This window comes from Sandaracinus amylolyticus (assembly GCF_021631985.1).
Lineage (GTDB): Bacteria > Myxococcota_A > Polyangia > Polyangiales > Sandaracinaceae > Sandaracinus > Sandaracinus amylolyticus_A.
Window position 1 is genome coordinate 10,088,631 of the sequence record NZ_CP070225.1, and the last position, 12,181, is coordinate 10,100,811.

Genomic DNA, 12,181 nt, shown 5'->3' on the forward strand with positions numbered 1-12,181 from the left:
CAGCCACCGCCACCTTCCGTCTCCTCTCCGTGCTCGCGTTCGTCCTCGCCGTCGCGCTCGCGCCCGGGCGCGCCCACGCCGTGCTCTATCCGTGCACGCTCGCGGGCTTCGACACCGCGCTGACCGCGGGTGGGATCGCGACCTTCTCGTGCGCCGGCCCGACGACGATCGTCGTGCCCGGGACGCGCACGATCTCGCGCCCCGGCACCGACATCGACGGCGAAGGCCGGCTCGTGATCTCGGGCAACGATGCCCGCGTCCCGCTGGTCGTCGCGGCGGGTGTCACCGCGACGATCCGACGCCTCACGATCGAGCGCGGCAACAGCCCGGCCTACGGCGGCTGCATCGACGTCGTGGGCACGCTCGATCTCGAGCGCAGCACGGTCCGCACCTGCCGGGCGGCGACCGGCGGCAACGGAATCTACGTGCGGGCCGGCGGCCGCCTCCGTGCGAGCGCGAGCACATTCTCGGGCAACGACGGCGGCGTCGAAGGCGCGATCGGGGTGCACGGCGGCATTGCGGATCTCACGAACGTCACGATCGAGGGCCCGCTCCGCGGGGTCGTCACTCGCTACGGCGGCAGCGCGACGCTCACGCACTGCACGATCACCACGACCCACGAGCCCGCGTTCGCCATCGCGGCCGGCGACACGGTGACGATCGGCCACTCGCTGCTCGTCTCCTCGGGCTCGCCGGCCGTCACGGGCGCGGGAACGTTCGTCTCGACGGGCTACAACGTGTTTCGCGTCGCGCCGTCGATGACGCCGACCGGCGACGTCACCGGGAACCAGGTCGCGACCCCGCTCCTCGGGCCGCTCGCGGACAACGGCGGTCCCACCCAGACCCGCGCGCTGCTCGCGTGCAGCCCCGGCATCGACGCCGGTGCGATCTCCGGCGGCCCCGCGAACGACCAGCGCGGTCAGCCGCGCCGTGCGGGCGGCGCGCGCGACGTCGGGGCGTACGAGTCGGACCTGCGTCCATGCCTCACGATCAGCGACGTCACCACGACCGAGGGCGACGCGGGCACGGTGAACGCGACGCTCACGGTGAGCCTCTCCGGCCTCTCGAGCGTCGCCGCGAGCGTGAGCTACGCGACCGCCAACGGCACCGCGCTCGTCGACGACAACGACTACGTCGCGGCGTCGGGCACCCTCACGTTCCCGGCCGGCACCACCACCCGCACCGTCGCGATCGCGGTGCGCGGCGACGTGCGGTTCGAGCCGAACGAGACGATCATGGTCAACCTCTCCGCGGCGACCGGCGCGACCCTCGCCGACGCGCAGGGCGTGGTGACCATCGACAACGACGACGTGCGGCCCTCGATGTCCGTCGCCAATGCGACGATCGCCGAGGGCGACGCCGGCAACAGCACCCTCGCGTTCGTCATCACGCTGACGGCACCGACGTCGGAGACCGTCACCGTCGGCTTCGCGACCTCCGACGGCACCGCCACCGCGGGCGTCGACTACGCCGCGCGCACCGGCACCGTCACGTTCACGCCGGGCGCGACCAGCCGCACCGTGAACGTCACGGTCGTCGGCGACGTCGTGCACGAGCCGAACGAGTCGCTCGAGCTCGAGCTGAGCGGCCCCACCGGCGCGACGATCACCGACGGCAACGGCCTCGGCACGATCACCAACGACGACGCCGCGCCCGCGATCTCGGTGAGCGACGTGAGCGTCGACGAGGGCGACAGCGGCACCACGCCTGCGCGGTTCACGGTGTCGCTCTCGCGCCCCAGCGCGTCGCAGGTGCGCGTGAGCTACGCGACGCAGGTCGGGAGCGCGACGCTGGCCGATGCCGACTACGTGCAGGCGATGGGCACGCTCACCTTCGCGCCCGAGGTCACGAGCCTCGACGTCGTCGTCGACGTGCGCGGCGATCTCCGCCACGAGCCCGACGAGGCGTTCGCGCTGCTGCTCAGCGCGCCCTCGGGCGGCACGCTCGCCGACTCGGTCGGTGTCGGCACCATCGTGAATGACGACGCGGCGCCGACGATCACGGTGAGCGACGCGACGGTGGTCGAGGGCACGACCGGCGTCGCCACCGCGACGTTCCTCGTGACGCTGTCGAACCCGAGCTCGAGCCCGATCGACGTCGCGTATGCGACCGCCGACGACACTGCGACGCTCGCGGACTCGGACTACACCGCGGCGACGGGGACGCTGCGGCTCGGAGCCGGCGAGACCTCGCGCGCGATCGGCGTGAGCGTGCGCGGCGACACGCGCTACGAGCCCGACGAGACCTTCGTGCTGCGGCTGAGCGCGCCGTCGATCGGCACGCTCGGTGACGCCGAGGGCGTTGGGACGATCGAGAACGACGACGGGCTACCGACGCTCGCGATCGACGACGTCGCGGTCACCGAGACCGATGGCGCGCTCGACGCGTCGGTCACGGTGCGCCTCGCGGGCGTGAGCGCGGGCACCGTCACAGTGGGCTACGCGACCGCCGACGACACCGCGACCAGCGGCGCCGACTACGACGCCGCGAGCGGGACGCTCACGTTCGCGCCCGGCGTCACGACCCAGACGATCGCGCTGCGTGTGCTCGGCGACGACGTGCACGAGGGCGTCGAGCGCTTCGCGGTCGCGCTCAGCTCGCCGAGCGGCGCGACCCTCGCCGACGGCAGCGCCGTCGTCACGATCACCGACGACGAGACCGAGCCCGTGCTCGCGATCGCCGACGCGACGAGCGCCGAGGGCAACGCGGGCACGACGCCCGCGACCCTCGCGGTGACGCTCTCGGGCCCGAGCGCCGCGTCGATCACCGTCGCCTGGGCAACGGCCGACGGCACCGCGACGACGGCCGACTACGTCGCGTCGTCGGGCACGCTCACGTTCGCGCCGGGCGAGCTCGCGCAGACCGTCGCAATCGACGTCACCGGCGACACGATCTCCGAGCCCGACGAGACGGTCCTCGTGCGCCTGTCGGGCGCGACGAACGCGACGATCGCCGACGCCGAGGCGGCGCTGACGATCACCGACGACGAGGGCGCGCCGATCGTCGTCGTCGCGGGCGCCGAGGTGGACGAGGGCGACGAGGGCACCACCGATCTCGCGTTCGCGATCACGCTGAGCCACGCGAGCAGCGACACCGTCACGATCGACTACGCGACCGAGGACGGCACCGCGACCGTCGACGACGGCGACTACGAGAGCGCGACCGGCACGCTCACGTTCGCGCCCGGCGAGACGACGCAGACGGTCACGGTGCACGTGCTCGGCGACCTCGAGGTCGAGAGCGACGAGACGCTGCTCCTCGTGCTCAGCGCGGCGACGAACGCGACGCTCGACGAGGAGTCGGTCGAGGGCACGATCACCAACGACGACGAAGCGCCCGACGCCGGCACCGACGCGGGGGAGCCGCTCGACGCGAGCGTCGCCGTGGACGCGGGCACCGCGCCCGACGCCGGTGTGGTGGTGCGCAGCGACGGCGGCTGCGGCTGCGTGGTGATCGGCGGGGATCGCCGCGCCGTGAGCCCGATCGCCGCGGCGGTCATGCTCGCGCTCGCGCTCGTGCTGGCTGCGCGCCGCCGCGCGCGCTGAGGGCCGACGAGGGGCGCGGCGTGTCGCCGCGCCCACTCGTCCGGTTCGTGAGCCCGCTTCCGCCCGCGCACGCTGTCGTCTTGCCGGTCCCTTTCCGCGGCACGACCTGCGGCGACATGCACGAGGACCTTCGAGCTCGGCCCGGGGCGACGGCTGCTGCGTCAGCGAGGAGGGCCGAAGCTGCAGGCCGCTTCGCAGCCGCGCGGGTTGCACGGGTCGGCCGCCGCTCGGACGCACTCGAGGCACGCGCTGCGCGCCTCGGGCGCGCTCGCCTCGCACATTGCCTGGAACATCCCCGCGATGCTGGGCCCGCCCGACGTGCACGCGCTCATCGTCTCGGCCAGCTCCGCGCACGTGGCCTCCTGCGCCGCCTGCGCGCGCCCTTCCCAGAACCGGCTCCCCTGGACGACGGCGATCGGGATCAGCCCGCCGACGAGGAAGAGCACGCCCCACGCGACGACCGGCAGGTACATGAAGTGGTCCTCGCGGCCGCGCCTGTTGAGCAAGAGCCCCAGCGGCAGCACGAGCGCCGAGACCGCCACGGCGAGCATGCCGAACGTGTCGTAGTCGCCTCGGTACTGCGGCGGGACCAGCAGCACGTGCGCGATGAGCGCGACCCCGACGACCACCGGGACGACGAACCCGAAACCCGACCACACCAGCTTCAAGCGAACCTCGCGGGGAAGTGAAGACCCGGCTTGCTACGCCCGAGCCTCGCCCGTTCTCCTCTCGCTCGCAGACACGTCGTCGGGGAGATCGGTCGCGGCGGCGTGGAGATCGCGCCGATCGCCGCCGCTCGCGATCGCCGCACCTCGTCGCGTGGCGCGTCGTCGTACCCGCGTGATCGCGCGCGTTATCCTCGCGCGCGGCATGACCAGACCGACGACGAGGCCCGCTCGCGTTGCTGGGCGCGCTCGCGCTCGGCGCGATCGCGACGGCGAACGCGCAGGACGCCGCGCCGGCGGCGACGAGCGAGGGCGATCACGCGCAGCACCGCGTGTTCAGCATCGTGGTCGACGCCGCGGAGGGCCTCACGCCGCGTGAGGTGGGCTGGGCGCTCGGCTGGGCAGTGCCCGAGCTGAACGCGCGCTGCGCCGGCCCGGGCCCGGTGCTCGAGTCCCATCCGCTCGCGCTCAGCGTGGACGCGCGCGGTCGCGTCACCATCGCGACGTACGACGGACCGTCGGCGGCGTGCGTGCGCGGCGCGCTCGCGGGCGCGCGCTTCCCCCACGGTCATCCCGCGACGGTGCGCGTGACGCTCTCGGTGCTCGCGCCGCTCGTGGGTTTCGGCTCCATCGGTGGCAGCGGCAGCGGCTCCGGCGTGGCGTGGCAGGGCCCGCTCCGGCCGCGCGATCTGGAGCCCTTCGTCGCGTGTCGTCGCGGTGGGCGCGAGATCGCGTACGACGTGCAGGTCACCGTCGACGCGAGCGGCGCGGTGAGCGACGCGCGCGCGATCCGACCGTCGGGCCGCGCCGCGGTCTGCGTCGTCGACACGCTGCGCGCCTCGCGCTTCTCCGCGCCCCGCGACGCCGCGCCCGCGACCTTCCGCGCGACGCTCGTCATCGGCCCGCCCCTCCGCCTCGGCGGTGGCGGCTTCGGCGGCGGCGGCCACATCGGCGGTCCCTGAGTCGAGCACGCGCCCTGAGGAGAGCGAGAGCGCGCGAACGCGGCCCGCACTCTCGACGAGACCGCGGGTCGTGTCGCGTGTGGGGCCGCGGATGCGCGTGGTACGATCACGTCGTGCCGACGGATCGCGACGAGGACGCTCGCCGAAAGCGCGCCGAAGCGCGCCGCGCGAGAGAGCTCGCCGGCGAGGTCATCGCTGCTCGCACGCCCGACGTCGCCCTCCACGAGGGCACTTCGAGTGAGACGCGCATCGCGCGCACCTGGGAGCTGACGCGCCGGCTCTGGCTCTTCGCCGGCCGAGCCATCCGCGAGGTGCCGCGTCACGAGTTGCCCGGCGAGGTCTTCGATATCCGTGCTGAACGCCGACGCGCTCCCGGATGACTTCCGCGACCTCTTGGTCGCGCTCGTCGATGCACGTGCAGAGTTCGTGCTGGTCGGTGGCTACGCTCTCGCGGCGTACGGACACGTGCGCGGCACGGACGATCTCGACGTGTTCGTCCGCCCGACGGCCGAGAACGCACGGCGCGTGTTCGATGCGCTCGTCGCATTCGGCGCGCGGGTCGCCGCGCACGGCGTGACCGCCGGCCTGTTCGCGAAGCCCGGCTACGGCTATCGCGTCGGGATCAAGCCGCACCTCGTCGAGCTGCTCACGGAGATCGACGGAGTGTCGTTCGACGACGCGTCCCGCGACCCTCGTGTCGTCCACGTCGAGGGTCGACAGGTTCCGATCATCGGACGCGGCGCACTGCTCGCGAACAAGCGGGCCGCCGCGCGACCGAAGGACCTCGCGGACGTCGAGTGGCTCGAGCGGCACGGCGACCACGAGTGACGACAGCCTTCGAGCGCTCATCCGGTGAGCTCGCCGTCTTCCTCCTGCTCGCTCCGCGTCGCGCGGCGGATCTCGCTCTGCGTCATCGGCCCGCGCAGGTACGACATCGCCCAGCGGGGGTTGAGGAGCGAGGGCTGCGACGTCTTGGCGTCGCGCACCACGAACCAGCGCGGGGCGAGCCTCTTCACGAGCGCGCCGAGCTCGCTCTTCTTCTTGTCCTCGCCGAGGCCCTCCATGACACGCGCGCGATCGGCGTCGGTCTGCAGGCGCCCGAGCATCCAGGTGCCGGCGTTGGACAGCGCGCGGTAGTCGAGGTCCATCGGGTTCTGCGTCGCGAGCACGACGCCGACGCCATACGCGCGCGCCTGCTTCATCAGCGCGACGAGCGGCCGCTTGGTGGGCGGGCTCGCCGGGTGCGGCGGGATGAACCCGTAGACCTCGTCGAACACGACGAGCGCCTTGAGCCGGCTGCTCCCGGGCAGGCTGCGCGTCCACGTCAGCACCTCCTCGAGCAGCACGCCGAGCACCAGCGCGCGCTCGTCGTCGTCGAGGTGCGCGACGCTGACCACCGTCGCCGGGGTCTTGCCGTCGACTTTCTCCATCCACCGACCGACGTCGAGATCCTGACCCGTCCGCCACGACGCGAACGACGGCGACGCGATCAGCGTGTTGAGGTCGGCCGCGAGCTCGGCCCGGAGGCGCGCCGAGAGGAACTGCTCGACCGGCAGTGCGCCCACGACGGCGAGCGGCGGCTCGAGGATCTCGGGCACCAGCTGCTCGAGCGCCGCGGTCTCGCCGCGCCGGAGCCGCTGCTCGGCGAGCACCGCGAGGAAGGCGTGCTCGCGGCTCTTGCCGGGATCGCCGTCGCGCCCGGTGAGGCGCAGCACCAGCGAGATCGCCGCGCTCAGGCGCGCGCGCATCGCGGCGGCGTCGTGCGCCCAGGCGTCCGAGCGGCGCTCGAGCGCCGAGAGCAGATGCAGCGGCTCACCGGCGTCGGAGCCCGGCGTCACGACCCGCACCATCGTGCTCGCCGCGTGCGCTGCGAGCTCGGCCTCGCCGATCGACCACTGGCGCAACCCCTCGGCGTGCTTCGCGAGCGCCGCCTCGACCACGTGCGCGTCGGCGATGCCGTCGTCGTCGTCCGGCTCGGGCTCCACCCACGGCCCCATGCGCGCTGCGTCGAGCGACGGGAACGCGAGCTTCAGGTTCGGCAGGTCGCCTTTCACGTCGATCACCAGCACCGGCACCCCGGCGCGCAGCGCCTCCTCGATCATCACGGTGACGAGGCCGGTCTTGCCGCTGCCGGTCATCCCGACGACGACCGCGTGCGTCAGCAGGTGATGGGTGGGCAGGTGAAACGGGCCGAGGTCGTTGCGTCCGTCGATGGACCGGCGCTGACCGAGGTGGAGTCGAGGAGCCACGATCGCCTCCGTAAGCGATGCGAAGGAGAGGAGAGGGGGAGTCAAAGCCCACGTCGACGACGCGGCGTGCCGACGTGAAGCCGGTTCGCGCGCGTCGATGCGAGCGTGGTCGTGGGCGTGGACGGCGACGGCGACGTGAACGGCTTTCCCGCGCCGCGATCACGGGGCGAAGGGCCCCCCGCCGTTGTTCGGGCCCTCGACGACGATCGGCGTGGGCGCCGGCGTCGGCTCGACATCCTCGTCGGGCCCGTCGGTGTCGGTGCCGCTCTGCCTCCGTCCACGACGCGCGTAGAGCGAGGGCGCGATCTCGTCGGCGTCGCCCTGCGGCCAGCGCACGAACGTGAGCATCCGGCGGATCTCGTCGTAGGTGCGGACGAGCAGCGTGAGCGCGCGGTCGCGCAGCTCGCGCGCGGGCATGCGGGTCGCGCCCTGCTCGCGCTGGTTCAGGCGGTCGAGCATGGCCTGCGCCTTCGCCTGGATGCGCTCGAGGTCGACCTGGGTCAGCAGCGTCCGGCCCTCGATGGTCGGCCAGAGCGAGCGGGTCAGGCTGAGGAGGACGAACGTGCTGTCGACGGTCGTCCGGTAGCCCTGCGTCGAGCGCCCCGCGTCGATGCGCGCGCGGTCGATGATCTTGCGGTTGGCGAGGGCGTCGAGGTCGCCGACGAGGAGCTGGTGCTCCTCGAGCACCCCGCGGTGCAGCTCGCGCATGTCGCTGTCGTCTTCCGTCGCCTGGACGTCGTACGCGACCTGGTACGTCGCGTAGACGACGGTCGGCAGGTCGTCGAGCAGCGTGCGGGCGCGCTCGCCGAACTCCGCGATCAGCGCGACGCGGTGACGGGCGATGCGCGGCAGGCTGCCGCCGACGACGCCGGCCGCCGTGCGCGCGTCGAGGCGCGCCGAGTGGAGCACCTCGGAGGCCGGCATGTTGATCAAGATCTCGCGCTTGGCCTCGAGCGCGGCGATCAGCGTGGGACCGTCGGGCATGACGGGCTGCTCGTGGATGATCTCGGGCATGGGGACACACACTCCTTCCTGGTTCGGCCCGCGTTTCGTTCGCGAGTGCCCCCCTCATCGGAGCTGTGGTTCCGGCGTTGCGTCGAAAATCGACGCGACGCGATCTTCCTCGGCGCGGGATGGGCCGGAGCCATCGACGGCGTTTTCAGAATCGACCGGCGATGGGTCCGACCTATCGGCGGCGATTTTGGAAACGAGGAGGGAAGGGTCGGACCTATCGGCGACGATTTCGAAATCGATCAGGCATGGGTCGGACCTATCGCCGGCGATTCTGAAATCGATCGGGCATGGGTCGGACCTATCGCCGGCGATTTGAAGACGATCGGGCATGGGTCGGACCTATCGGCGGCGATTCTGAAATCGATCGGGAAGGGTCGGACCTATCGGATCGACCCGACCGTCTCCGGGCGCAGCACCGGTCGGTTCGACCCGGCTACATGGGTGACAGTTGGTGGGGCCTTTCGTGTCCTGCCGTCCTTGAGCCCGCGACTACGGACACCCATGCAGGTGATGGTCGCGAGTCTGTGAAGGCTGCAATTTTCGGTCATGAACAAACCGTACGTACAGACTACTCGCTCCGAACCTCGAATCACGTTCAGTGCGCTCGCAAAGCTGCTCGTTCCGCACACGCTCGATGCTCACGAGAGCATCGTCAAAACATGCAAGTACCCGCCGACTGCGAAGGTCATCAACTACAAGGATGGCATTCAGTGGCTCATCGGGATCGTCGTCGGCGATGGCAAGACTGGTGGCACGCTCGAAGCTCACGAGCGCGAGGTTGTGGACATCGTGAAGGCAGATCCCATACGGCTACCGAAGGGCGTCACGGCTGCGCGCGTCCCCCAATCGAGCGCGAAGTGGTACCTGGAAGACGTCGAGATCTCGATGGTGCCTGACCTCATCCTGTCAGGTCCGAAAGGCGTCGGGGTTCTCAAGTTCCACGTCAACAAGGAGCCGCTGCCGCGAGGTGTTGGCCCGACGATGGCTGCTCTCCTGTATCACTACGAGAGCGTCGAGAGACAGACACCGAACGTGGTTCCTGAGTACTGCCTCGTGTACGACGTCAGATCCAAGAAGTTCCACAAGCCGAGCGGAACCACGAGCAGTCTCGTGGATCGCGCTCGTGCAGCATGCCGATTCGTCGCGTACGCCTGGGACCGCGTGTGACCGACGCAAAGCCAGTCTGTCGATCAGCAGGCGAACCGGACGCGCCCACGACCGACGGACCGCGCATGCATAGCGGACCAACAAGCCTCTGTCCCCGCCTGCCGAGGCATATCCCGCGGGGTGCCGCTGCCGATGCCGAGTGACAAGGGGACGCCGTTCGGTCGACGGCAATCGGAGCTCCCTCGGCTCAGCGTGTGGTGGATCAAGTCGGGGATCACTCCGGAGCGAATCGAGCGGGGTCACCCGAGCAGAACGATCGGCACGAGCGGATGCACCGGACGCTGACGGCCGGTGTCGCGTCGCCGCCGCGCCCCGAGTGGGGAGAGCAGAAGGGTCCACTTGATGCGTTCCGTCTCGAGCTCAACGAGGTGCGTTGGCGCAGCGAACGCTGGCCTCGGTTATCAGCCGAGTGCGCGTCGCTTGCCGGACACGACGTCGACCCGGAGTACCCGGACGACTTCGAAGTTCGCCGCCCTCGCAAGAGCGGCGGCCTCTGCATGGACTACGGGAAGGTCGGTCTCGGCGTTGTGCTCGCCGAGGAGTGCATCGGGATACCGATGCTCGTGGACGAAACGGTTACCCACGACTCCGCTTGCACACGAGCGCCCGCAACTTGCACACCCCTGCCTCCCTGATCGACGATGATCCTGCCGTGAGCGTCGTGCTTGATTGGTCACTGATCGACGACCTTCGACGAGCGATCGCGCGCGGCCGCGCTCTTCCGGAGGTGTTCGGCGACGTCGCGCTGGGCGCCGCCTTCGAACTCGCATGCGCGTGCGAAGCGGGAGACGCCGCGCTGCGCGATGCTGTGACGCGATGGTCGATCGCATCGGGGGTTCTGCGCTCGTCCGTGCGTGCGCTCGCCGGACACGCGTCGCCTGTGCCGGATCCCTTCGGCGTGCCGACGTCTGAGATCCGCCCGGCGCCTCGTGACGGGCGCGACATGGACGACCATCTGTGGACCGAGCATCGCGAGCGTTTTCACCGTTCACTCGTTCATCTCGCCGGACTGCCCGCAAGGACTGCGCGAGCAGTGGGCGGCGCGTACGCGGAGATGGCTGACAACATCATCTCGCACGCGTCGTCAGACGGGAGTCCGACTCGTTCTCTCGTTGGGTTCCGCGTTTCCTCGACGGAGTTCGAGTTCGCCGTTGCTGACACCGGGAGGGGCATTCGAGCTTCGCTGCACGAGCGACCGGAGCACCGACGTCTGATCAACCACGTCGATGCTCTGGATGCTGCCGTGCGTGGTGGTGCGACGCGCCGGGCGCACGCCGCCGGAGGTGGCTTCAACGACCTCCACATCGCCCTGGCCGACCTCAACGCGGTTCTGCGCTTTCGTACGGGCGACGCCGCGCTCACTCTCGACGGCCGTGGTGCAGACCGAATTGCAGCGCGCTCGGCCTCGCCGATGATGGATGGCTTCCAGCTCAGCGTGGTTTGTCGCTGTTGAACGACTCGTCTTGACCGTCGCGCAACCTCATGCTTCATTCTGAAGTATGAAGTTCGCGCGCGTGACGGTTCCGGTCGCCAGAGCGCCGGCCGACGTGGCGGGGGCATCGGTGGGCCTCCTCCATCGGCGTGTGATCGATGACGTTCTTCGTGCCGAGTCGCGGGATCCGCGCTTGCTGGTGCTGGATTTCGCGCCGGTGAGGTCCGCGACCGCCAGCTACTTGAAGGTCTTCTGGCTTTCCGTTGTGCGCGCTGGCGAGCGTTGGATGCAGGCGCAGGCGTCGGTCGCGATCGAGGGCGAGCCGCCGACGGTCGACGTCTACCCGGTTCTCACGAATCTCACCGAGGACGTTCGCGAGGAGTTTGCCGTGCTCGCGAAGGCGGAGGGCGTTTGCGCGATCGAGGCGCGTCTTCCGCGCGACTCCGAACTGGGCGTCGTGCACGTGCACGGGGTGCTGGAGCCGTCCGTGCGAGAGACGATTCTTGCGCTGAGTATGCACGGCCCGGTATCGGCGGCTGCGCTCCACGCGGCTCAGGGCTCCAAGCTCGCTGCAACGGCGTGGAACAACCGCTTGAACGAGCTCTGCCGGCTACGCCTCGCCACGCGGCGCAAGGTCGGTCGGCAGATGGTCTATGAGCTCATCGCGCGCGAGGTGGTGTATGGGTGAGGCGTGGCGACGGTTACGTGCTTCTCGCTACCGCCAGCAAGAGGACCGCGCGGTGATCGCTCTCGTCGCCCCGAGCTTGGAGCGCCTCTGGCGCGCGACGCTCGCCGGGACCGAGCTAGTGTGCAATCCGAAGGTGCCGCGCGACTCCGTTCCTGTCGGAGAACGCGCCGTGCTGCTGCTCAAGCCGGGCGGGGCGACGATCCTCGACGGAGCGACCGAACTCGGGGAGCTGGACACTGGCTCGATCGCACTGCTTGACGCCGGGCTGCGCGATATCGGGCCGGTCGCGAGAACGCTGACGTGCATTTCCGTGCGAATTACGCGAATCGGCACGTTCTCCAACGAGTTCAGTGTCTCACTGTGTGGGGATCCCGATGAGCCGGCGTAGTCTTCCGACGCTCGACGCGGCGACTGCCCCCGCGGGACTCTGCGCGACGTGCGGCTATCGAGAGCCCTGTG

At 70.7% G+C, this 12,181-nt stretch carries 12 protein-coding genes; 8 read left to right on the plus strand and 4 right to left on the minus strand.

The features are described from left to right. The first annotated feature begins 29 nt into the window (after window positions 1–29). Window positions 30–3,545, plus strand: a complete 3,516-nt coding sequence (locus tag I5071_RS42940) for a Calx-beta domain-containing protein (protein ID WP_236519204.1) — start codon at window positions 30–32, stop codon at window positions 3,543–3,545. Between the two features lie 161 nt (window positions 3,546–3,706). On the opposite strand, the gene I5071_RS42945 is transcribed toward I5071_RS42940, so the two are convergent. Continuing rightward, window positions 3,707–4,213 (minus strand): hypothetical protein, encoded by a 507-nt coding sequence (locus tag I5071_RS42945; protein WP_236519205.1) that lies wholly within the window; start codon window positions 4,211–4,213, stop codon window positions 3,707–3,709. 233 nt (window positions 4,214–4,446) lie between these two features. On the opposite strand from I5071_RS42945, the gene I5071_RS42950 reads away from it, so the two are divergent. The 3 genes from I5071_RS42950 (at window position 4,447) to I5071_RS42960 (ending at window position 6,000) form a co-directional block, all read left to right on the plus strand. After that, a complete protein-coding gene (locus I5071_RS42950) occupies window positions 4,447–5,172 on the plus strand; it encodes an energy transducer TonB (protein WP_236519206.1) in 726 nt (241 codons plus the stop codon). A 113-nt stretch (window positions 5,173–5,285) separates the two neighbouring features. Further along, on the plus strand, window positions 5,286–5,552 hold the full coding sequence (locus tag I5071_RS42955) for a hypothetical protein (protein WP_236519207.1): 267 nt from the start codon (window positions 5,286–5,288) through the stop codon (window positions 5,550–5,552). Continuing rightward, complete coding sequence (locus I5071_RS42960) at window positions 5,524–6,000, plus strand: nucleotidyl transferase AbiEii/AbiGii toxin family protein (RefSeq protein ID WP_236519208.1); 477 nt, start codon at window positions 5,524–5,526, stop codon at window positions 5,998–6,000. Before I5071_RS42955 ends, I5071_RS42960 begins: the two co-directional genes overlap by 29 nt. A gap of 17 nt (window positions 6,001–6,017) precedes the next feature. Here the strand turns inward: I5071_RS42960 and I5071_RS42965 are convergent, their stop codons facing one another. The 3 genes from I5071_RS42965 to I5071_RS42975 all read right to left on the minus strand — a co-directional run bounded on the left by I5071_RS42965 (window position 6,018) and on the right by I5071_RS42975 (window position 8,765). After that, window positions 6,018–7,421, minus strand: a complete 1,404-nt coding sequence (locus I5071_RS42965) for an ATP-binding protein (RefSeq protein WP_236519209.1) — start codon at window positions 7,419–7,421, stop codon at window positions 6,018–6,020. Between the two features lie 159 nt (window positions 7,422–7,580). Further along, window positions 7,581–8,435: a hypothetical protein gene (locus I5071_RS42970; RefSeq protein WP_236519210.1), complete on the minus strand. Its 855-nt coding sequence runs from the start codon at window positions 8,433–8,435 to the stop codon at window positions 7,581–7,583. A gap of 54 nt (window positions 8,436–8,489) precedes the next feature. Then, window positions 8,490–8,765 (minus strand): hypothetical protein, encoded by a 276-nt coding sequence (locus I5071_RS42975; protein ID WP_236519211.1) that lies wholly within the window; start codon window positions 8,763–8,765, stop codon window positions 8,490–8,492. Window positions 8,766–8,981: 216 nt separating this feature from the next. On the opposite strand from I5071_RS42975, the gene I5071_RS42980 reads away from it, so the two are divergent. From I5071_RS42980 to I5071_RS42995, 4 genes are all read left to right on the plus strand, one after another. Then, complete coding sequence (locus I5071_RS42980; protein WP_236519212.1) at window positions 8,982–9,602, plus strand: hypothetical protein; 621 nt, start codon at window positions 8,982–8,984, stop codon at window positions 9,600–9,602. Between the two features lie 652 nt (window positions 9,603–10,254). Next, on the plus strand, window positions 10,255–11,055 hold the full coding sequence (locus I5071_RS42985) for an ATP-binding protein (RefSeq protein WP_236519213.1): 801 nt from the start codon (window positions 10,255–10,257) through the stop codon (window positions 11,053–11,055). 46 nt (window positions 11,056–11,101) lie between these two features. Then, a complete protein-coding gene (locus I5071_RS42990) occupies window positions 11,102–11,722 on the plus strand; it encodes a hypothetical protein (protein WP_236519214.1) in 621 nt (206 codons plus the stop codon). A 52-nt stretch (window positions 11,723–11,774) separates the two neighbouring features. Then, on the plus strand, window positions 11,775–12,110 hold the full coding sequence (locus I5071_RS42995; RefSeq protein WP_236519215.1) for a hypothetical protein: 336 nt from the start codon (window positions 11,775–11,777) through the stop codon (window positions 12,108–12,110). The last annotated feature ends 71 nt before the right edge of the window (window positions 12,111–12,181 follow it).

Excerpts from the sequence above, each read along its gene's own strand:
- I5071_RS42970 (WP_236519210.1), bottom strand. The coding sequence starts at position 8,435 with ATGCCCGAGATCATCCACGAGCAGCCCGTCATGCCCGACGGTCCCACG.
- I5071_RS42975 (WP_236519211.1), bottom strand. The coding sequence starts at position 8,765 with ATGCCCGATCGTCTTCAAATCGCCGGCGATAGGTCCGACCCATGCCCG.
- I5071_RS42980 (WP_236519212.1), top strand. The coding sequence starts at position 8,982 with ATGAACAAACCGTACGTACAGACTACTCGCTCCGAACCTCGAATCACG.
- I5071_RS42990 (WP_236519214.1), top strand. The coding sequence starts at position 11,102 with ATGAAGTTCGCGCGCGTGACGGTTCCGGTCGCCAGAGCGCCGGCCGAC.